20 protein-coding genes are annotated in these 20,757 nt (G+C 34.5%); 8 read left to right on the forward strand and 12 right to left on the reverse strand.

Annotation, left to right across the window (positions count from 1 at the left end):
* Positions 1-23: 23 nt before the first annotated feature.
* Together D612_RS0108600 and D612_RS0108605 are read right to left on the reverse strand one after the other, a co-directional pair.
* Positions 24-2,201, reverse strand: a complete 2,178-nt coding sequence (locus D612_RS0108600; protein ID WP_017755051.1) for a DUF3160 domain-containing protein — start codon at positions 2,199-2,201, stop codon at positions 24-26.
* Between the two features lie 427 nt (positions 2,202-2,628).
* Entirely contained in the window at positions 2,629-3,621 is a 993-nt protein-coding gene (locus D612_RS0108605) for a zinc-binding dehydrogenase (RefSeq protein ID WP_017755052.1), read from the reverse strand.
* A 565-nt stretch (positions 3,622-4,186) separates the two neighbouring features.
* On the opposite strand from D612_RS0108605, the gene D612_RS0108615 reads away from it, so the two are divergent.
* The 3 genes from D612_RS0108615 to D612_RS0108625 all read left to right on the forward strand — a co-directional run bounded on the left by D612_RS0108615 (position 4,187) and on the right by D612_RS0108625 (position 6,563).
* The gene (locus D612_RS0108615; RefSeq protein WP_017755054.1) at positions 4,187-4,624 is read left to right on the forward strand and encodes a MarR family winged helix-turn-helix transcriptional regulator; all 438 of its coding nucleotides are present in this window, start codon (positions 4,187-4,189) and stop codon (positions 4,622-4,624) included.
* A gap of 899 nt (positions 4,625-5,523) precedes the next feature.
* Entirely contained in the window at positions 5,524-6,033 is a 510-nt protein-coding gene (locus tag D612_RS0108620) for a CarD family transcriptional regulator (protein WP_017755055.1), read from the forward strand.
* Between the two features lie 128 nt (positions 6,034-6,161).
* Positions 6,162-6,563 (forward strand): hypothetical protein, encoded by a 402-nt coding sequence (locus D612_RS0108625; protein ID WP_017755056.1) that lies wholly within the window; start codon positions 6,162-6,164, stop codon positions 6,561-6,563.
* A 282-nt stretch (positions 6,564-6,845) separates the two neighbouring features.
* Here the strand turns inward: D612_RS0108625 and D612_RS0108630 are convergent, their stop codons facing one another.
* Both D612_RS0108630 and D612_RS0108635 read right to left on the reverse strand, forming a co-directional pair.
* On the reverse strand, positions 6,846-7,544 hold the full coding sequence (locus D612_RS0108630) for a pirin family protein (RefSeq protein WP_017755057.1): 699 nt from the start codon (positions 7,542-7,544) through the stop codon (positions 6,846-6,848).
* Positions 7,545-7,605: 61 nt separating this feature from the next.
* The gene (locus D612_RS0108635) at positions 7,606-8,208 is read right to left on the reverse strand and encodes a class I SAM-dependent methyltransferase (protein ID WP_026092448.1); all 603 of its coding nucleotides are present in this window, start codon (positions 8,206-8,208) and stop codon (positions 7,606-7,608) included.
* A gap of 235 nt (positions 8,209-8,443) precedes the next feature.
* Between D612_RS0108635 and D612_RS0108640 the strand changes: the two genes are divergently transcribed.
* Both D612_RS0108640 and D612_RS0108645 read left to right on the forward strand, forming a co-directional pair.
* The gene (locus D612_RS0108640) at positions 8,444-9,388 is read left to right on the forward strand and encodes a hypothetical protein (RefSeq protein WP_017755059.1); all 945 of its coding nucleotides are present in this window, start codon (positions 8,444-8,446) and stop codon (positions 9,386-9,388) included.
* Entirely contained in the window at positions 9,385-9,948 is a 564-nt protein-coding gene (locus tag D612_RS0108645) for a hypothetical protein (RefSeq protein WP_017755060.1), read from the forward strand. Before D612_RS0108640 ends, D612_RS0108645 begins: the two co-directional genes overlap by 4 nt.
* Positions 9,949-10,097: 149 nt before the next feature.
* Here the strand turns inward: D612_RS0108645 and D612_RS18715 are convergent, their stop codons facing one another.
* Positions 10,098-11,768 (reverse strand): DUF5667 domain-containing protein, encoded by a 1,671-nt coding sequence (locus D612_RS18715; protein WP_017755061.1) that lies wholly within the window; start codon positions 11,766-11,768, stop codon positions 10,098-10,100.
* A gap of 283 nt (positions 11,769-12,051) precedes the next feature.
* Here D612_RS18715 and D612_RS0108655 point away from each other — a divergent pair, with 283 nt between their 5' ends.
* Together D612_RS0108655 and D612_RS0108660 are read left to right on the forward strand one after the other, a co-directional pair.
* Entirely contained in the window at positions 12,052-12,270 is a 219-nt protein-coding gene (locus D612_RS0108655; protein ID WP_017755062.1) for a hypothetical protein, read from the forward strand.
* A 142-nt stretch (positions 12,271-12,412) separates the two neighbouring features.
* Positions 12,413-12,841, forward strand: a complete 429-nt coding sequence (locus D612_RS0108660; protein WP_017755063.1) for a YndM family protein — start codon at positions 12,413-12,415, stop codon at positions 12,839-12,841.
* 168 nt (positions 12,842-13,009) lie between these two features.
* Here D612_RS0108660 and D612_RS0108665 read toward each other — a convergent pair whose 3' ends face one another.
* From D612_RS0108665 to ybaK, 6 genes are all read right to left on the reverse strand, one after another.
* The gene (locus D612_RS0108665) at positions 13,010-14,173 is read right to left on the reverse strand and encodes a DUF4317 domain-containing protein (RefSeq protein WP_017755064.1); all 1,164 of its coding nucleotides are present in this window, start codon (positions 14,171-14,173) and stop codon (positions 13,010-13,012) included.
* Positions 14,174-14,379: 206 nt separating this feature from the next.
* Positions 14,380-14,589 (reverse strand): DUF1540 domain-containing protein, encoded by a 210-nt coding sequence (locus tag D612_RS0108670; protein WP_017755065.1) that lies wholly within the window; start codon positions 14,587-14,589, stop codon positions 14,380-14,382.
* A gap of 231 nt (positions 14,590-14,820) precedes the next feature.
* Positions 14,821-15,552 (reverse strand): Crp/Fnr family transcriptional regulator, encoded by a 732-nt coding sequence (locus tag D612_RS18150; RefSeq protein WP_017755066.1) that lies wholly within the window; start codon positions 15,550-15,552, stop codon positions 14,821-14,823.
* A gap of 284 nt (positions 15,553-15,836) precedes the next feature.
* Positions 15,837-16,499 (reverse strand): bacillithiol biosynthesis deacetylase BshB2, encoded by a 663-nt coding sequence (gene bshB2, locus D612_RS0108680; RefSeq protein WP_017755067.1) that lies wholly within the window; start codon positions 16,497-16,499, stop codon positions 15,837-15,839.
* Between the two features lie 43 nt (positions 16,500-16,542).
* Positions 16,543-16,890 (reverse strand): YojF family protein, encoded by a 348-nt coding sequence (locus D612_RS0108685; RefSeq protein WP_017755068.1) that lies wholly within the window; start codon positions 16,888-16,890, stop codon positions 16,543-16,545.
* Positions 16,891-17,078: 188 nt separating this feature from the next.
* Entirely contained in the window at positions 17,079-17,534 is a 456-nt protein-coding gene (ybaK, locus tag D612_RS0108690; RefSeq protein WP_034726505.1) for a Cys-tRNA(Pro) deacylase, read from the reverse strand.
* Positions 17,535-17,946: 412 nt separating this feature from the next.
* Between ybaK and D612_RS0108695 the strand changes: the two genes are divergently transcribed.
* Positions 17,947-19,200, forward strand: coding sequence for an EAL and HDOD domain-containing protein (locus D612_RS0108695; protein WP_017755070.1), 1,254 nt, complete (start codon positions 17,947-17,949; stop codon positions 19,198-19,200).
* Between the two features lie 569 nt (positions 19,201-19,769).
* Here D612_RS0108695 and D612_RS0108700 read toward each other — a convergent pair.
* On the reverse strand, positions 19,770-20,546 hold the full coding sequence (locus D612_RS0108700) for a sulfite exporter TauE/SafE family protein (protein WP_017755071.1): 777 nt from the start codon (positions 20,544-20,546) through the stop codon (positions 19,770-19,772).
* Positions 20,547-20,757 lie beyond the last annotated feature (211 nt).

The following is a 20,757-nucleotide window of genomic DNA, read 5'->3' on the forward strand; positions in this document are numbered from 1 at the left end:
CCCTATCAGAAATGGTGTGTATCTCATCGTGCAATATAGGGTGCAGTCCAATCAGCTAGAGCTGGCGCCTGTCCGGAATCAAGTATCTCATGCCATTGTTTATCTGTTAAGCGCTCAGGCAACGGTCTTGTAAATTCATAGTGTGAATAAACTCCGCCCTTTGTGATACGCAGGATACCATCAACAGGAACAACCGCATAAATTTCAAAAATATGTCCTGTCGCTTCCTGTAATACTTCTCCATTAGGATTTGTCGCAACATCCGTCACTAAGGCTGCAGGATTTTCACCTATCGCTGAAGGATGATCTACCCCAATGTCTCTCAATGCCTCTAACCAAAAATGCTCAAGCTGTCCCCCGTAAGAACGAATCAAATCATATTCCTCTTCCGTAAGTAGCTGATTAGAAAGCTCTTTTTCGGAAATCGTTTTTAAAGAAAGTGCAAGTTGTTCTAACCGATTTAGACTTTCAAGGTCCCTTTCATTTAAAAGATTTCTAGACGTTAGGCCATCTCGTGTCATTGCGATTAATGCCGCTAGACGAGCATAAAGTTTTGGATTCGGTTCTACATAACCACGATCATCCACATTATCCATGCCACCACCCATTTCCGCATACACTTGCTTCGCATATAGGATCGTATCGTGTTTAAGCTCTGTCCAACTTGATACAAATGTATTTAATTCTTTTCGCATCCAAGCTTTGTTATTCATAAACGACGGATAACCTTCCCCTTTTTCATCAAGGAGAGCGTCTAGAGTAAAAAGCCAACCCCAGTAAAGATTCTGTGTCCAAATGTCTTGATTTTGACGATTGATATAGTTTTGCAGTTTACTCATATTCGTTGAGTAATTCGCATACTCTGTTTCACCTGAACTTTCCAAGATGGAATATGCTTCACTAGACCCCATTGCAGCAGGAATATCAAGTGCTTTTGGAAGCATTCGCCTTTGTCCCTCATTATTTTCTTTTACGTCACGATAAATCAACCGTTGAAAAATAGCAGCATCTAGGGTGAATCGTTGACCCATAAAGCGAAATCCAGTAATTATTTTTTCGCGGTCAGGTTGAATATCCTCGTCAAAAATCGGAATAGAGTTTATTACCGGCGGTTCAAACTCCGCAGCCATTTCCATTAATGAGTGCCACTTCTGATCATCTGAGATCAATTTCTCAAGTACAATTGTTCCACCATAAATTATCTCTAAAATTTCCTTATATTGTTGAAATGACAAATCGTCTGCTTTCCCTACAAAAAAAGTGGTAGGATGGTAAATTTGATCCCACTTTTGCGCGTTATCTCCTTTACCGAGAGCCAACGTCATCAATACAGCCGATTTTGTTTCATCTTCACTTTGGAGTCTAAAAGTCATTCTTCCATACCACATCATTGCTTTAAAATACGACTGTAAAAGTTCGTCGTTATCATAATGGCCTCGTGGAATGTACTGGGAGTAATCCTCTTGTAGCAACTCTGTTCCTCTAAAATTCTGCCCCATATTCATTAAAGGCGATTCTTGAATCCCTGATCTACTCGAAATTAGTTGTAATTCTTCTTTAACTTCTGTTTGTATCAGTTCTGGAACTTGAATTTCTAAATTTAATAACTTTCCTGCTACAGTGAAAAAACCAAGATTCCGTTTAGCGGCATTCTCCCAGGAGGTTCCTTTAACAGCGTTATATTGCTCTAGCGACTCTGAAAGCATGTCTGTTGTGAGATCTTTTAATAAAGGTGCCAATTTTTCCTTTTCTAGCTCACGGAGTAAGTGATTAAAGAACAAATGATAGTTGTGAAGCATCGAGTCCGTTGTAATAAAGCTAGGTATTGGTTCATATCGATTCATTTCATAAAGCATAAAAAATTCTCTGTATTGACTAGGGACGATGACAAAACCATTCTCGATTAACTTACGTTCCGCATCGTCAGAAAACTGAAACTGTTCCTTATTCGTTACGTTACTGAGCCCCTCTGCTACCTTATACGGACTAAGGGACGCTGCAAACTCAACTGGTACATCTTCATATTTAGCAAAATTTGTGTTCAGTAAATTTGGCAATGAAATCGGTACTTTAGGTTCGTTATTTACAGGAAACTCTGCTCCCTGTTCCGATTGCACTTCATCCAAGCTACATCCAGTTGCAGAACTTATTATGAAAAATAAGCTAATCATACCCACAACTATTTTTTTCATCAATGGCATTCCTATTGCCCCCTTCATTCATCAATATGAAAGTTTTTAAACCTCTTGCGCAACTAGAATCATGAGTATCTTTAGGGAATAAAAATTATGAGTATATTGCGCGACTAAAATCATGTATATCTTTCGTGAATAAAATCATGAAGAATGATCGCGTTTGTGTAGTAAAATTTGAAACATATAGTATTAAAAGTCGAAATGGTAGGAATTATTACTACACTTATAGGTTACCATTATTTGGACATGTTAACATCTACAAAATTGTGAATGAAGTTTAAGGAGCTGTTCAAAGTTCAATACAAAATAAAAAGGAACGATAAAATCGTTATAGTAAACGATCCAATCGTTCGTGTTCAAATCTCTACAAAAACAGTTTCTTTACTTAATTTGGCGATAATATATGCTTTATTTACTGTGCGATCTGCAGTTATTACATTATACTAAAGCCGATTTTTCCTAACTGAGAAGCAGTCTCGATCCGCTCGAACGCCTTGTCAAATTGGTCAAGTGGATATATTTGATCCACAACTGGCTTGATTTTATGAACTTTAATAAATTCGAGCATCTCTTTATATTCTTCAGCGCTTCCCATTGTTGATCCGAGAAGATTTAATTGTCCATAGAAAAAGGTACGGAGATTGAGTTGAACTTCATCCCCAGCTGATGCGCCAAACGTAACAATGGTTCCACCCGGTCGAAGTTGATCTAGTGATTTGTTGAAAGTTGCTGCTCCAACACATTCAATGACAAGATCCATTTTTTCTCTTCCAAGTGCCTTACTCCAATCTTCATTACTATTAATTGCCTTATCAGCACCAAGCTCGAGAGCCATCTGACACTTTTCTGGTGAGCGTGATGTAACATAGACGGTTGCACCTACCGCTTTTGCAAATTGTAGTAAAAATGTAGCGACACCACTACCTATTCCTGGGATAAGAACTTTCATTTCTGATTGAATTCGTCCCCTTGTAAATAGTGCCCGATACGCTGTGAGAGCAGCTAGAGATAATACACCAGCTTCCTCCCAAGTTAAATACTCAGGTTTCGGTACTACATTTTCAGAAGGTATAACAACGTATTCCGCAAACGTTCCATGAAATGGATGGCCAAGAATTTCAAACCCTTGTGGGGGTGCATCTGTTTTTTCCTTCCACCCAATCCCAGGATTTATTAGGACCTCATCACCGACGTTTACATTTGCAACTCCTTTTCCAACAGCTTCAATGATCCCAGCTCCATCTGAGCCAATTATTAAAGGTGGATCGGACGGTTGATGGCGATTAAGGACAAAAAGGTCACGGTGATTCAGTCCTGCTATTTTTAATTTCACCTTAACCTCACCTGCCTGGGGTTGAACTTCCTCAAAATCACGATAAGAAAGTCCGGCAACCCCCAATTTCCCCTCATGAATAATTGCTTTCACATAAATCACTCCAAATATTTTAATTTTTATAAAGGTGTATTAAAGTCGTTGTTAAATTTACTCAAATACTAGACTATTTCATATTACTGGACCTCTTATGATCAAAGTCACGGGTGTTCTAGGCTAGGTCATAAATTTCACTATTTTCACTTTTTATTGTTTTTTATTATTAGGAACATTGTCCTCTTTACTAATATTCTGATCATCTCTATTAATTACTATGCTACCGCATTTTGTACATACTTTGGAAGAATTACTTAGGAGTCTCTTGCATTTTATACATCTTTTCATTTTAATTTTTTTCATGAGAATCTCCTCCCATTCCATTTTTCGTGTTTTTTTCTATTGTTCAAGCTATATTTCTTAAACTATACTGCATTCCTTTACAAAATATTCTAGGATATTATAGTTTGTTTTCGCTATTTTTTTCAGTAATCCTTTAATTAATCAACCGTTTACTTGTTTTATAAGTTTGAAATTTTTATATTTTTAATGTCAACCTAGTTGACGTTAATGGCTGTTTTTTGTATAGTAATTGGCGATAATAATGATTGGAGTGAATTGATTGAAACCTCAATTCGAAAATCTAGATTTAATTGATTTATTAGGTGAACGTCACCTATTGCTTCGTGAAATAACTGAAAAAATGTGGAATGGCAACAGTGATATATATATTTCGAATTCTGAATGGTTTATTATGGCAAGAATATATAAAAAACAACCAACGATTTCGTATATTTCTAAAAATGTAGATATCTCCCGACAAGCTACGCACAAGTTTATTAAAAATTTACATTCTAAAGGGCTAGTAGAAGTCATGAATGTAGAAAATAACAATAAGGAAAAATGCATAAGATTAACATCATTAGGTGAGCAATGTTTTGAGAAAAACGCAGCTCTTAAAGCTTCTCTCGAGAAAAAAATTATAGAAAAAATTGGTGATCAACAAATTGCCTTCCTCAAAGAAATTTTAAAATCAGATTGGGGGGTGTTGAATGACTAATTTTTTATCTTTAATGTAAAATTTTCGTTAAGGGGCATCCCCTGCTTGAAAATCTTACTTTATCTTATAATATTCAGTCTTGATCATATCTCTTTAGCGTTACACTTGTCCGAACTACGCTTCGGTTCGGACAGAAATGATTGCTTTTTCTCAAATGGTGTCCGAACTAGGCTTCGGTTCGGACAGAAATGATCGCTTTTTCTCAAATGGTGTCCGAACTAGGCTTAAGTTCGGACAGAAATGACCGCTTTACTTCAAATGGTGTCCGAACTAGGCTTAAGTTCGGACAGAAATGACCGCTTTACTTCAAATGGTGTCCGAACTAGGCTTAAGTTCGGACAGAAATGACCGCTTTTCTTCAAATGGTGTCCGAACTACGCTTCGGTTCGGACAGAAATGATTGCTTTTTCTCAAATGGTGTCCGAACTACGCTTCGGTTCGGACAGAAATGACCGCTTTTCTTCAAATGGTGTCCGAACTAGGCTTAAGTTCGGACAGAAATGACCGCTTTTCTTCAAATGGTGTCCGAACTAGGCTTCGGTTCGGACAGAAATGATCGCTTTTTCTCAAATGGTGTCCGAACTAGGCTTAAGTTCGGACAGAAATGATCGCTTTTTCTCAAATGGTGTCCGAACTAGGCTTAAGTTCGGACAGAAATGACCGCTTTTTCTCAAATGGTGTCCGAACTACGTTTACCTTCGGACAGAATTAACCCATTCCCCCTACCTCTTTCAAATAATGAACATCTAGAATTACATTTAAAAACCCAACTCCTACATAAGCTATATTATTAAAGCTTTCTTACAATTAATGTAAACTAAGTTGACAAAAACTGCGTAAAAGTCTTAAAATAGAGATAGTCAACCTGATTGACAATAAGAAGAACAGGAGTAACGATAATGTTTAGTGTAGGAGATTTAGTCATCTATGCAACACATGGAATATGCAGGATAGATGATATTTGTAAGAAAACATACGCTGGGATGACAAAAACATATTACGTTATGCATCCAATAGATAATGACCGATTAATTATTAATAATCCAACTGATAATGAAAATGTAGTGATGATGGGCATGATGAATGAGGATGAAGCAAAGGAAATCATCAAAACATTTAATGAACCCGGTGTACAATGGGTTGAAAAGAATCATGATCGTGCGAGAATGTATAACGATATTATAAATTCTGGGAATCGTAAAGATATTGCAAAAGTTGCTAATACGCTAATACGCAAAAAACACATGGCAGAAAGCATTAATAAGAAATTTGGGGATGCAGATCAAAAACTACTAACTTTCATTCAAAATATTTTGTACAAAGAATTAGCCTATTCATTAAAAACTACATTTGAAGCAATCGAACAAAAAGTTGAGAGCTTAGTAATGCAAAATATTATTGAACATTGAACAACCTAACGCGATAACTAGTTTTTAAATTTCAATAAGCCATTAAACGATCCAATCTACAATCTGATCTTATAATAGAACCAAGTTGAAATTGTAATAATTGTTTCATTAGAAATGGAGAATGCTTCATGTATGAAAAACTTTATCTTATCCACAATCCGTTAACTAGCGTCAAAGATTGGGTTTCTGAAAGAGACTTTAAAATTGGCTCTCAAAAGCTGCGACATGTTTTTGGGGTTCTTTATCTAGATGATGTAAGAATTATGTTACAGTATAACATCCCTTTCAAGGAAGCAATTATACAAGAATACAACTTAAATAATAATGTAAAACTTACGATCGGACATGTATGCCGACAAATAAAAAAAGATGAACTAATGGAATTAATAAATAAGGAAATTAACAACGATGGTCAAAGTATATCTACTTCCGAACAACCATATCCATATTGTATTGAATTGAAGGACGGTTGCTACATTTGGAATGAGGAAAATTGTTGTTATGAGGAAGTAACTTCACCTTCGAAGTAAAAGAACAAACGGCAAATGAATTGAATTAGTATATTCATCGCGATTTTATTTCATGGACATAAATTTTATAATTTACTAACATTAAAAAGCTAACCGTATATTTCGGTTAGCTTTTTAACTTAATAGGATATTTCGGTTAGCTTTTCAACATAATGGGATATTTCGGTTAGCTTTTCAACATAATGGGATATTTCGGTTAGCTTTTCAACATAATGGGATATTTCGGTTAGTTTACAAAACTTAACCGGATATATGGGTAAGCTTTAAAACTTACAATTGATTCTACATCCGTTTCATTTCGATCAATAAGATATGAGATGTGTTTTCTGCCAGAATAAAAATATCTTCCTCAACAATCTCCATTCCATCCCTATCAGTTAACTTGATATTGTTTATGACTGATGTTCCTTCGATTTGAACTAGGTAAGCCTGTCTGCCCTCTATTACAGGGAAACTAATTTCCTTACGTCCCTCTAATTCAAGTGAATAAATATTAGCATCTTGATTTATTTTAATAGGAGCTATTCCATTTTTGCCTGAAACCATGTGAAGCCACTTGTTCTTTCGATCATCCCAATTGAAGCGAACATCTCCATAGTTTGGCTGATGGCCATGTTTATCTGGCAAAATCCAAATTTGCAGAAAACGTAATGTTTCGTCAGCTAAATTATGCTCACTATGACGGACGCCAGATCCGGCACTCATGTATTGGACATGTCCACGTGTGAGTGTGGTTCGGTTTCCCATGCTATCACCATGCGTTAATTCGCCTGTTACGACATACGAAATGATTTCCATATCCCGATGAGGATGAGTGTCAAACCCTGTTTTTGGCTTCACCAAATCGTCGTTGATCACACGTAAAACACCAAATTGAATATTGTTTGGATTAAAATATTCCGCAAACGAAAAGTGAAATTTGCTTTTTAACCATCCTAAATCACTACTACCCATTTGGTTGCTGTCTATCTTAGTTAACATAGTCGTACTTCCTTTCATTTAAAAATACATATACAATCGTGAATAAAATTTGATTGAAATACTATTTTTCCGGCTTTTGACCGACAAATTGGATTACATGGGACAAGCCATTATGTAGCTCTCCTTCTTTACGTTCAACCTCACCCAAGAAAAAGTGAACGATGCGCCAGTTTGAAAAAGTATGATAAAATTCTTCAGGCTTATATAACATCTCTATATCTTGCGGTCCGCCACTTTTATATGGAATTTGATAGTGCGAGTATACTTCCGTTAGATAATAACCTCCAGGCTTAACAGCATCTTTAATATTTTGAAGTAGCTTCTTTCGCAGTTGTGACGGAAAGTGTCCATAAATACAAACGATTTCATCCCATTTTTCCTTTTCCCATTTTGCTTCATTTAAGTCGACAAGTTCAGTAGTTACAACCACTCCGCGGTCTTTTGCAAGCTTTTTTGTTTTTGACAATCCTGATTCCGCATAATCCCATGCTGTCACGGCCATACCCTGTTCCGCTAAATATACAGCATTGCGACCTTCGCCTTCTGCAACAGCTAAGGCATTCCCCAAAATTTTAAGTTTATTATGATGTTTCTTTAAAAACACATTTGCTTCCGTTCCATAAACATAGTTCTCTGCTAAGAACCGAGCATGCCAATGATTCATCGCTATCCATCCTTTCGTTCTATATTGATACATACATGATTTCCTTCTTACAAAATATAGTTCCGTAATAATTACAGACCTTTCAATTTTATATTTAATATTTCTAGAAATTAAATGTATGTTAACAGATAAAAAATTAAAAATAAAATATTTCAGTTTACTATATGGAATAAAATACCAAATAGACTTATGGTAAAATGGAAACACGATAAAAATGAATCGGGGGAAACTTTTCTTGAAAGAAAAACTATTTTGGTTAGGTATGGTGGTTGTTATCTTCAGTTGGTTCGCAAATTATTTGTATTACGAATCGAAGCAAATTGATCAGAATATTTTTTTAGAGCACTACTATGAAATTTATTTGCAAGATGAAACATTTGTTACGTTTTATTATTTGAGCAATAAAGCGGATCGGTCTCGTGTGAGCTATGCTGTTCTTGACGGAGTTGAAGTCTATCCAGTGTCAGATGAGGGTTTTTGGAACGACGACTCTCCTACACCGAAGTTTGAACAGGAATTTTCACATCAATATTTAAAATCAGTTCGACTACAGCTTCCACAGCATGTTCTACCACTTGAAGCAGGCACGGATAATAGTTGGTCGTTTGATGAAATCTCTTTTGTTTTTTCTGACGGTCAAACCGTTACAGCTAATATTGGCAAAGTAATTGTTTACGGGAAGCTACCTAATTTCGATATGTTAGAAATGCGCGTTAGCTCAAGCAGTAATCAGCATCGTGAAGAGGAATCTATGGTGGCGACTACACCCCTTACAGTTGAGGCGATCAAAGTTCCTTTTTCTGAATATATCGTTGAAGACGTTTTTGTAAAGGTAAACGTAAATCAGAAAACACTTAAAAAACTAGAAACATTAATGATTGGTGGCGATCGTCCGGCTTGGTTTGAGGATAGAATGAATGTAGAATGGAATGAGGTCGAAGGTATCGCGATTACTGATGATATTTTTCCGTTTAAATTAGAAAAAAATGATTGGCTCCAGCTTTCAATGTTATTTAATCCTGAGCGAAAAAGCTATTTTGATTTTGGGGTTGAAATCATCGGAAAAACAGCTGAAGGAGAGCCATTTATTAGAAAATCACATATCAATGATCATCCCTTCCTTACCCAACAAGGTGTGAATGAAATCATTTCTGAGAACAAAGGAGAGATGAAAAAATGAGTCAAGCATTTAGCAAACTCTTTTGGGGGTTTTTATTTGTCATAATTGAGATTCATATAATTGCAATTGATATTTTAGCAGATCCAATTGGATACTATTTCATTTTTTCTGGAATTACATTGATCGTCCATGACTTCCCTATTGGGTCTAAAGCAAAAAATCTATCATTTGTTCTCATTTTACTTTCAATCCCTACCATATTTATTCAGCAAAATACGGGAATGGACCAGCTCGGACAGTTACCGTTTGTAATCGGTTGGCCGCTTTATATGAGTGCTTTAGGAGTTATAAAATTAATACTAGTCTTTTACCTTTTTCAGCTTATTTTCGCGATTGTGCACCAACATGGTGATGAAGATTTAAAAAAACGTTCAGAGAGAACTTTTTATATCTATATGATTGTGACGTTTGTATCAATGATTGTAAGTTCCTTTGCGATCAACTTTTCTATGGAGCAGTTTATGGCAGTCGCCGTATTTGTCATCCTCAGCGGCTTTATTATTGAAATTGCATTTTTGGCCTTATTACACTCCTTGCGTAAGTTGAAGATTGATAGCTAAATAGGTAGAGCTGGTTCTAGTCATACCATACTAATTGTAAAGGTGGATCTATTCTAGTCATACCATACTAATTGTAAAGGTGGAACTATTCTAGTCATACCATACTAAATTGTAAAGGTGCACCACCATGGCGCACCTCTCACACATTATTAATCTTTGTTTTTACCATTTCCGTTATTTTGTTTCTTGTCTTTTTTATCTTCGTGTTTTTGACGCTTCTCTATTTCTTTTATAGCTTTATCCTGCTTTTTTTCTAGCTCCTTTTTTGCTGCTTCATATTTCTTTTCAACTTCTTTTTTAGCAAGTTCACGCTTCATTTCTAGTTCTTTTTTAATTTCTTCGCGCTTCTTTTCTACTTCTTTTTTTGCTAGTTCGCGTTGCTTGGCAACTTCTTCCTTAGCTGACTTGTTTTGCTTTTTTGTTTCTTTTCTTACAGCTTTTTGTTCTTCCTTTTGACGTTCTGTCATTGATTTATTAGTTTCCTTTACTATTTCCTCACCGCTTTTAACATCTTCCGCATTAATTTTTTGGAGTTTATAATTTAATTCAATCTGTAACTTTGTAACTTCACGATTTTCTTCCTCTTCCGTTATTTGTCCGGTTCCTGCTTTTTGTTCTATCTGGCTCAATTTTTCTGAATATTTTTCTTCTGCTTCAGAAATCTTCTCAAACTTCTTTTCTAATTTACTAAATGATTTTTCAATGTTCTTCATAATTGCTTGTTGAGCTCTTGGATTCTCAATCTTTTGTAAAACCATTAGTAAAGCATTAATATTATTGGCAAGCTTGTATTTTACTGTTTTTTCAGTATTTACTTTGTCTGAAGTATTCACATCATTTTGGTCCGTTTCAGTATTTTCTTCGTTTGCATTTTCAGCTTCTTTTTGATCTGTTTCATTATTCTCGATAGCTTCCTCTGTTCCATTTCCATCGGAATTTTCAGTAGAATTCTCGATATTTATACCTGTTTCTTCATTTCCTTCCTCTGTTCCATTTCCATCTGCATCTTCAGTTGAATTCTCCTCATTTATATCTGTTTCTTCATTTCCTTCCTCTGTTCCATTTTCTTCTGTCTTTTCCGTTTCGTTTTCGTTTGTTTCGCCCGTACCTTCTTCTGTTCCTTCTACTTTTGTTTCATCGGTAGTTTCGGTTTCTTTTGTATTTTCAGTATCAGATATTGTTTCTTCGGCTTTCTTTTGTGTCGTGATTGCTTCCTGTAATAATTTTTCAGCTTCCTCGCTTTTTCCTACCGCAAGTAGTGCATTGGCTTCGGCAATTCGTTCAGCTGCGAACTCTGCTAACAATTGGGCTTCTTTATAATCATTAAAAGTTACAGCAATACGAATGTTTTCGACCATCTTTTTTACAAAATAGAAGAAATCACCGGGAATTAAAGATGGCTTTTTTAACTCATCATCTGTTACGGTCTTTTTATTCATTTCTTCATTATCAAAGATTTCTTCGTCCTGTACTCCTGCTTCTTTTTCTGTTTCGGCTGATTGTTTAGTAGACTCATCGCTATTATCAATTTCTTCAGTGGTTGTTTGCTCCTTTTCTTCTTCATTCTCTTGATCAGTGGGAGCTTGTGTTTCTACATTCTCTTGTTGCTCTGTAGTCGCTTGCGTTGTTCCATTCTCTTGTATTTCGCCATTATTTTGCTGTTCGCTACTTGTAACAGTTTCTACTGTTTCTGGTACGGTAGCAACTGATTTTGGATTCTCTTGTTCATTCGCAAAGGTAATCGTTGCTCCGTTTGAAAAAATAAAAGCTGATGTTAAGACACTACTTGTTAATAAATGAACTATTTTTTTCTTTTTCATTATTTTTCTCTCCTTATGTCTTGTATGTATGTTCATTACACATTTCGTCGAAAGGAGTCGATTTGTGTCGGTCGATATAAAATATTTTTAGTTTACGTATAACATTATGAGAGTCCCCTAAGTTGGTTTTTCAATTAAAAGGAAAGCTGGGACTTCTTGTCTCCATTATTTAATCCATTATTTTGGCTCAAATATTTCATTTTATATGGTCTAAATTTCTTTGAAACTTATATTTTTATAGAAAGAGTCAAAAAAAAATCAATTGTAACTAGGTGGGATGAAAATGTTTACTGTCCATTTTTATGAAGACCAACAGCTATTACTAAGTCAGTTGAGTGAACGGGCTCCAGCGGTGGATGAAGATTTAAAAATTAAAGGTCGTAAAGGAAAAGTGGTAAAGGTTCAACAAATTACCGATAGAACGATTAACGTTGAAGTTGCTTTGGAAAAAGTAAAGAAAAAAAAGCTAACCGATGATCTTGCAAGTAAGAAAAAAAGATAAAAGTTTAACTTGTCTTACTTTCATATAATAAGAATAATTGTTCCTTCTTGCTTGGTATGAAATTCATTTTCATCCAAGCTTTTCTTTTTGGTATGAATTTATCGTAAATCAACCAAAATAGTAAAAATGGAGGTGATTAAAAATGAATAATTTAACAATTTTAGTGATTAAATTTGTCACTTGTTTGTTAGCTTTTGCAGTCGGACTTGATTTATTTTTTGAGGCAACATGGGTTGATATTGTTTCATTTAGTTTGTTATTGACGGCAATTTCTTATTTCGCTGGAGATATGATATTGTTGCCGTTAGTAGGAAATAGAAATGCCCTTATTGCAGATTTTCTTTTGACTTATTTGATTGTATGGATTTTTGGGAGCGTCATCTTAGGAAATTATTTGCAAATTGCTTGGGGAAGTATTATTGCAGCGACCATCATCACTGCTGGTGAGTTTATCGTTCATTTATTGGTTTTACGGTCGATGGGATTTAGTAATGAAAATGCCAGTAGACCTTCTCAAAAGCTTGTATATAGTATGGAGATGGCCGATGAAAATAAACCACCAAAAAAATGAAGCGGAAGGACTAAGCTCTCCGCTTCTGAACTTTTTATATAATAACTATTAGATGATTATCTCAAATAAAAATCAAATTAAGCTACTTCACATAAAATTACCACTTATCCTTATTGAACTAGATATTCTATTCGTTCTTTCTCTTCAAAATGTCTCTATGTTATACGATTAAAATGTCTCTGTTGCCAGTGTGAAGCCCTCAACCATAGTATCTTCATCAACTTCTATTAATATACATCGTTTGCCGTTGAAATTCACTTGCCTAATATATTTTAAATCTTGAGGACTAATTGAGATATTAGCCACTTTAGTGTTTATTTTAATTGATTTTGAATTGATTTTCGGAATAATGTTGCTTGCTTTAAACTCATATTTTTCGTCATCAATGACTTTTTGAAATGCTATTTCAACCTTTTCTTGTTCGATATTTTCAATTCCACTAACCTTTAATACGCGCTCCACATCCTTGTAATCTAATGTCGGGGCCTCTTCTTCCTCATTTTCATCGATAATTCGATTAATTTCCTCATAAACATTTGCTAGTGTGGATGCATCCATTTGTTCGCCAACGACTTCTTTTACAACATCCTCGAAGATCGCCTTATCCTCCTGAGCTGTTATGATAGTATCGGCATTTAATACCGTCTCAATAAAATAGGAATCTGGTTCATTTGCTTTTCCGGCAAAATAAAGAATGTGATTCATATCTGAATAATGATCCGTGAAGCACGGAAACAAAAATCCACCGATTGGAGCTGTTAAATTTATAACAGAATCAACGACAACATTGTATTTAAATTGTTTCTCAATATAATCAAATAGCAATACTTTTTGCGGTTGCTGGGTTTTGTTCATACTGCAAAGAATAAATGGATGTCTAGAAACTTCATCCAGTCCACTTTCTTCCGCTTCATCATTACTTTTTTTTGTCGGTTTAAAATACTCACCACGGATGAATGTTACAACGATGTCCATTGTATATTGAACGTCTTTTAGCATTTTTGCTACGATTGTGAGCATATGTTGTTTCCATTCTTCGATGCTAACTGCCTGTAGCCCATTTAGTAGTATTTGTTGGCTATGATCGTCTCCCTCTTGCTGGAATTTTAACTCAAATAGTTTCACATCTAATTGTCCAGTTAGTACCTTTTTAAAATTAGCGAGGAATAATTCTTGTTGATCCTGGTCAAGTATTGAAAACGGCCGACTTTCTTCATGGTAGATCTCGCTACTTTCCTTTCGGATGTAGACGTTATAAATGTCAGTGATTTTTAATAGTTCATTATTAAGTTTAAATTGTCTGCGAAGATTTGCGACGTCTTTTTTGTTCATAAAATACATTCTCTCCTAAGCTGTTAATCTAGTAATTCATTAGTTCATTATAATTCATTTAATTGTGTTGTGTAAGAACCGTCGCTTAATATTTTTAGAACAAAGTAATTATGTTTGATTTGTTCAAGAAGCACGAGAACACCTCAAACTTCCCGTGCCTCCGTTTTTACAGTATCAATAACAAACGTGACTTAAGTCATGAAAGGTTAGTTTTTCGGTTTAAATGTTTTGCAACATGTTTCTGCAGAATTAGTTGCTTCATCAATGTGGTTTGCTTCGCCTAATTCCATCGATAATTCTGTATCATATCCAGCATGACGATCCATTTCTACAGTTATTCGTTCAGCATTACATACGTTCCCTTCACCATAAAATGTACAGTTTGAAATTGTACAAGCAACTTCAACTTTTGGCATATCGAGCTTTCCTCCTCATTTGACATAATATGTTCTTATTTTTTTCTAAATTATTATTTTTAAGCATTATAAAAAAAGGCAAAATCCTCATTAAGAGGTTCTTGCCTTATTTCCCTTATTTTCAGATAATTCTTGAATCTTATTACACTAACGAGAACTATCAAGACTTTATTCGTGAGAAGTCAAAGTTTTCGTCGTGACTTCTTCGTCATGTTTTCTTCGTATTATCATCTACAGATATGAAAAAAATTTATTTTTATTTGTAATAAATATTTTTTTGTTTCTAATTTCCACTACATTGTCTTTTTGTAGCTCTGAAAAAACTCGACTAATACTTTCTCTCGAGGCACCTACTAAGCCAGCAAATTCCTGGATCGTGAGCGGAAGGTCAATATAAATTTCATCGACATGCCTCTTCCCAAATTTTTTTACTAATTTATTTATTGTTTTCACTGTTTTTGAAAAATTGTCAAGATGTGCCATTTCAAATAATCTTGATGCATAATCTTCAACCTGTTCAGATAAACACCTCATCATTCCCTCAGATAAATAAGGGCAAACTTTTAATTCCTTCTCAATATATTTAGAATGTATAAAAATAACTTCCCCGGATTGAAACATAGTAGCGGTAAAGGAGTAGGTATTTTCACCTTTATTAAAAAAACAAGAATCAGAAAAGATATCGCCTGTTTTCTTTATACCAACAGTTAATTCATTTCCATTCTCATCTTGCATAGCGAGTTTGACTAAACCTGAAATTACTATATATACACCATGTTTTTTTTCAAATTGTGACATAACTATTTGGCCTTTTGTAAATCTCATTCTTTTTTCCTTATTTTGAAAGCATTTAAAACAATCGTTTGAAATATATTTAGACAAAGTGTCAATATCTGTATTTTTTGTATCTTTTAAAAAGTCAGAAAACTGTTGGCGCTCTTTTTCAATCTGAAATGCTTTCATGTTTTCCCACCCCTAAAATATTATTTTGTATATTCTACCAAAATTTCGGTCGCTTCATTGTGACATATATCACGTTTTTTATACAATTTTTACATTTTATTATTTTTATGGGAATTTATAGGTAAACCAAGATAGTATTTGGAAACAAATATTGTGAAAATAAAAAAACCATTTTATGATTTCTCAAAAAATGATGATTTTCACATAATAATAAAATTATATTACTATAAAATCAAATGCCATTTACGACAATTATGAAAAAAAGAACTCAGTTTTGAGCTCTTTTACTTAAATGAATATGTCCAAAATCGTTCGGTCGTAAATGATTTAAGCACTTCCGGATCTTTATTTTTTAACTTATTTGGTAATTCTTTCATAAAGCCGGATGCTTGTGTTTCATGTGCTAAAATACAAGCAATTTTTTTATCGATAACCATTGAGACATCTATATATACATCCGGTTTCCCTAGTTTTTCAATGCAGTCATTTGAAAATGCTAGGCAGTATAATTTTGGACGTCTTGGTTCGGGGATTTGCTTCATCGCCTGAACAACAGCATAGCCTGTAGCATCATGGTCAGGATGGACACTATAGCCTGGATAAAACGTAATAACAAGTGACGGCTTTACTTCCTCAATGATCTTCAGAAAACGATCTGCTAAATCAGTTACGTCCTCAAATTCTAACGTTTTGTCACGCAAGCCAAGCATTCGTAAATCTTCAATTCCAATCGCGTTTGCAGCATTAATAAGCTCATTTTTACGAATTTGTGGCAACGTTTCACGATTTGCAATTGGCGGATTTCCCATATTCCGCCCCATTTCACCAAGCGTACAGCAAACATACGTTACTGGTATGCCTTTTTCAGTATGTAAAGCAATGGTTCCAGAAACACCAAATGCTTCATCATCTGGATGTGGAAATATAACTAAAACACGGCTCTCCATGTAAACACTCCAATCTATATCTCGTCGTTTCGTTTCGTTCGATCTAGTTGAACGGTTGTACGCCAATTTGACAGGCAACCGCAAGTTTACCGTCACGATCGTGACCGGCCAATAACAATCTGTCTTTTCCATCTACTTCATAGTGGGTTAAGCCTTCAGCATAAACCCAGCCTTGGTCCATTTTCATACCAACGCGGTACGGACCATTTCCAGTAATTTTCGCATGCTGATAACGGATTAATCCGTTGCGAATATAGGCACCAACAGTCATGGCAGCCTCATTTTTATGGGAAGCATATGCTCCGTTTGTTGTTTCTAAATGTAAAAATAGCTCCTTGCCATTGAATTCATTAAGCTTGTTTTGTACAACAGAAGGGTTAATTGGTTTCAATGCAAATCCTCCCTCAAAAATTAATCATGTCGACTATTTTATCTTATTAAAAATCGTTGGTAATCACAAATAGTATGTTTCATTATCGATTATGTGACTGCAATAGAAAGGAAGATAATTAATATTAAGGAAGATAACTAATATTATAGAAAGTAAGATAAAGTCTTTACGTTTCATTACATCATCCTTTAATCTTTTTTTGTAATGTCTAAAAATTGAGCACCTGTTGCAGCCGCCAGTTGGGTTGGTTCAATTTCAATTTGTGTTCCTATTTTGCCAGCACTAACAATAATTACATCATAATTTGTTGCACTACTGTCAACGTATGTAGGATAATTCTTTTTCATACCAATTGGAGAACATCCCCCACGAATATAGCCCGTCCATTTTTGCAAATCTTTGACTGGAAGCATTTCAAGCTTCTTTTCCCCTGCTGCTTTTGCAGCTTTTTTTAAATCTAGTTCACAAGCTACAGGAATAACGAAAACATAAAGGTTTTGGCCGTTATGGGATACTAAAGTTTTAAATACCATTTCCTTCGGTTTGTTTATTTTTTCAGCAACGTCTATTCCGCTGATCATCCCATCACCAGCGTCGTATGAGTACATATTATATTTTACTTTTTTCTTATCAAGAATTCTCATTGCATTAGTTTTGATGAGTTTACTCAATTCGTTCACCTTTTTCGTTGTTATATTTGGATATTATTTAGCTCTTTTTTTATTCATAGACTCATTCTTCATGAAAATTTTACTATAATCGTAATCCCAATTAAAAGGAAAAACAAAAAATTAGAAAGATTTCGATAAAGATAATTCTTACTTTAAACAATTGGAACTACTAACTTCACAAGATAATTGCATAATATTCAACCAAATAGTCCTTATATTGCCATAATTTTTTAATATAACGACATTTAATTCGTGTTAAAATTTGGTCAAACGATTGCTGTGTGTGATTACTTTTACTGTTAAATACATCGCTTTGTAATCAGTAGCGTTACAGCAAATACTTTACATTATGATGAAATTGACAGAAGAAGGGAATTCTTGATCAATGGAAGTGTATGTTGCCAAACAGCCGATTTTTGATAATAAGGAAAGTATTATCGCCTATGAATTACTGTACAGAAGTAGCAAAGATAATTTTTATAACGGTACTGATGGTGATAAAGCTACGTCAGAGGTCATTGTAAATAGTTTTTTAAATATAGGAATTAAAGATCTTTCTGATGGGAAACCATGCTTTGTCAATTTTACTGAAAATTTACTAAAGTTAAAACTTCCTACATATTTTAGTCCGCTAAATTTGGTAATTGAAATCTTAGAAAACGTTCCAATCACGAAGGAATTAATTGAAATTTGTAAGGAATTAAAGGCACTGGGCTATAAAATAGCTCTTGATGACTTTTTTTTAATGCATGGAAATGATTTAACGTTGGAGCTACTCAGAATCGTCGATATTGTTAAGATAGATTTTTTAGCAACATCAAGGGGAGCACGTCTGGACTTAAAAAAATACTTGCAAGCTTATGACTTGATCTTTTTAGGGGAAAAAATTGAAACAAGAGAAGACTATGAAAAAGCGATTGAAGATGACTATGCCTATTTTCAAGGTTATTTTTTTAGTAAACCGATAATCCTGCAAAGTCATGATATCCCCTTCTATTTTCAATCATATTTCGGTGTGCTTGAGGAGCTTGAATCACCTGAACCTGATTTAGACCATATTACAACTGTCATCGAAAGGGATATTTCGCTCTCATATAAGTTATTAAAACTTATAAATTCTCCAGCTATTCGACCAAAATATGAAATAAGTTCAATTAAACAAGCGATTGTACTGTTAGGTTTAATTGAAATAAAAAAATGGATCTATGTTCTTGCGATTAGAGGGTTGCAAAATGAAAAACCTGATCCGACTTTAAGTGAGCTTATTCAATTAAGTTTAAGCAGAGCGAAATTTGGTGAATTATTAGGAGAAATCGAGGACAATCACCAATATAAATCGAAATACTTTCTGCTTGGCTTGTTATCGTATATGGATTCATTTTTGCATTTACCAATGGCAACGATCCTTGAAGGTTTACCGATAACGCAAGATATAAGAGCGGCCTTATTAGGCGAAGAAAACCATTTGAAGCACGTATTAGATTTAATGGTAGTAGCCGAACGATTTAAAAAATATAGTAATGCGCTAGCGAGATATCCATATAAACTATCGGATGCAGAGCTTTTTGATCTTTATGTAAAAGCTAACTCTTGGGCAAGTGAATTTATTATGCAATTAAACGAGGGCATTCGAGAATGAATGCCCTTTTGTTTTATGTGTTATTTTATGAATTTTATAAAAGGCTCTTTTGCCTTATCATTCGTAGTTTAGTTTCCCTTTTAAAATAATTTTTGTATTAGCATAATGACTCCTGCCAGGAGCCAGACTAAAACTCTAGGTCATATCGGTGGCAAATATGATTTCCGCTCGGTTTTAGAATTTGGATTTAGACCTCAAGTGCTCTGATTTCCACAATTTTTCTGATTATTCAATTCTTTTTCCATTGGAAGCCCCCCTATCTTGCAATAACATTTACCAGGTAAATTAGCTAGTATATTGAATTATACGGACATACTTCTGTTATTTTGGATAATAAGCTATTACATTTGCTTTTACGGACATACGTTCCGTTATTTTGGATAATAAGCTATTACATTTCCTTTTACGGACATACGTTCCGCTAATTGATCGAATAGAAGCAACTTTTGACCAATTTTAATCAAATAAGGGATCTTGAGTCCGCAATAATAACAGAATTACTAGATTTAGAAAAAATAAGGGATCTGGTGTCCGCAAAATGTTCATTTAAAACAGATAGTAGGAAGTATTTACAATATATCAAACCAAATTTTAACAGCGGTTGCAAAAATTAACAATGCTAAAAGAACCTGCAAAATTTTTGTGTTAATTTTTTTACCTGACATTGCTCCTAGCGGTGCTGCGATTAAGCTAGCAACAATCATGATAAACGCTGGGAAATAATCGATTTGCCCTGTTGTTATTTTTCCAACAGTTGAGCCAATCGATGAAATAAATGTAATCGCTAATGAAGATGCGATCGTCATTCTTGTTGGTATTTTTAAAACAACAAGCATAATTGGTACAAGTAAGAATGCACCAGCAGCACCAACAATTCCTGCACCAATCCCTACAATAAAAGCAAGCGATGCAGCTAGCGCTTTATTAAATTTCACTTCATCAAGGGGAATATCGTCCAAGCCCTTTTTTGAAATAAACATCATCACCGCTGCAATCGTAGCTAAAATGGCATAAATAATGTTAATACCACCTTCTGACATAAGCTTTGAACCATAGCCACCAATGAAGCTACCCATTAAAATACTAATTCCCATGTAAGTAATCAATGGTTTATTTAAATAACCGTCTTTCCGATACGCCCAAACACCACTAATCGTTGCGAAAAATACTTGTATGGCACTTATTCCAGATACTTCATGAGCACTAAACGCAGCGATGCCAAATAGCGGTGGAATATATAATAACATCGGATATTTCACAATTGAGCCGCCTATTCCTACCATTCCTGAAATATATGAACCTATAAAACCTATTAAAAAAATTGTGAAAATAAAACCGAGGTCCATGAATTTACCTCCCTCTATAAAATAAATGTGGATATATCAACATTTTGAGCCATTGATGGAGTATCGATAAATTTTTTATTCGACATACTCTCTCGAAAAAAGGGGCCTAAAAACAGGTCCCTTTTGTTTTGTACATGTTAACTTTATACCTTTTTCTCATTTTTTAGCAATCCTTTAAATCTTTAATCGACTATTTAAAAAATTATCATTC

Origin of the sequence: Calidifontibacillus oryziterrae (assembly GCF_000331575.1) — a bacterium.
Classification (GTDB): domain Bacteria; phylum Bacillota; class Bacilli; order Bacillales; family Bacillaceae_J; genus Calidifontibacillus_A; species Calidifontibacillus_A oryziterrae.

Coding starts and splice junctions, on each gene's coding strand:
- D612_RS0108670 (WP_017755065.1), bottom strand. CDS start 14,589: ATGCCAAAAGTTGAAGTTGCTTGTACAATTTCAAACTGTACATTTTAT.
- D612_RS0108665 (WP_017755064.1), bottom strand. CDS start 14,173: ATGAACAAAAAAGACGTCGCAAATCTTCGCAGACAATTTAAACTTAAT.
- D612_RS18715 (WP_017755061.1), bottom strand. CDS start 11,768: ATGAAAAAGAAAAAAATAGTTCATTTATTAACAAGTAGTGTCTTAACA.
- bshB2 (WP_017755067.1), bottom strand. CDS start 16,499: ATGGAGAGCCGTGTTTTAGTTATATTTCCACATCCAGATGATGAAGCA.
- D612_RS0108655 (WP_017755062.1), top strand. CDS start 12,052: ATGTTTACTGTCCATTTTTATGAAGACCAACAGCTATTACTAAGTCAG.
- D612_RS0108645 (WP_017755060.1), top strand. CDS start 9,385: ATGAGTCAAGCATTTAGCAAACTCTTTTGGGGGTTTTTATTTGTCATA.
- D612_RS0108630 (WP_017755057.1), bottom strand. CDS start 7,544: ATGTTAACTAAGATAGACAGCAACCAAATGGGTAGTAGTGATTTAGGA.
- ybaK (WP_034726505.1), bottom strand. CDS start 17,534: ATGAGAATTCTTGATAAGAAAAAAGTAAAATATAATATGTACTCATAC.
- D612_RS0108625 (WP_017755056.1), top strand. CDS start 6,162: ATGTATGAAAAACTTTATCTTATCCACAATCCGTTAACTAGCGTCAAA.
- D612_RS0108620 (WP_017755055.1), top strand. CDS start 5,524: ATGTTTAGTGTAGGAGATTTAGTCATCTATGCAACACATGGAATATGC.
- D612_RS0108600 (WP_017755051.1), bottom strand. CDS start 2,201: ATGCCATTGATGAAAAAAATAGTTGTGGGTATGATTAGCTTATTTTTC.
- D612_RS18150 (WP_017755066.1), bottom strand. CDS start 15,552: ATGAAAGCATTTCAGATTGAAAAAGAGCGCCAACAGTTTTCTGACTTT.
- D612_RS0108635 (WP_026092448.1), bottom strand. CDS start 8,208: ATGAATCATTGGCATGCTCGGTTCTTAGCAGAGAACTATGTTTATGGA.
- D612_RS0108695 (WP_017755070.1), top strand. CDS start 17,947: ATGGAAGTGTATGTTGCCAAACAGCCGATTTTTGATAATAAGGAAAGT.
- D612_RS0108660 (WP_017755063.1), top strand. CDS start 12,413: ATGAATAATTTAACAATTTTAGTGATTAAATTTGTCACTTGTTTGTTA.
- D612_RS0108700 (WP_017755071.1), bottom strand. CDS start 20,546: ATGGACCTCGGTTTTATTTTCACAATTTTTTTAATAGGTTTTATAGGT.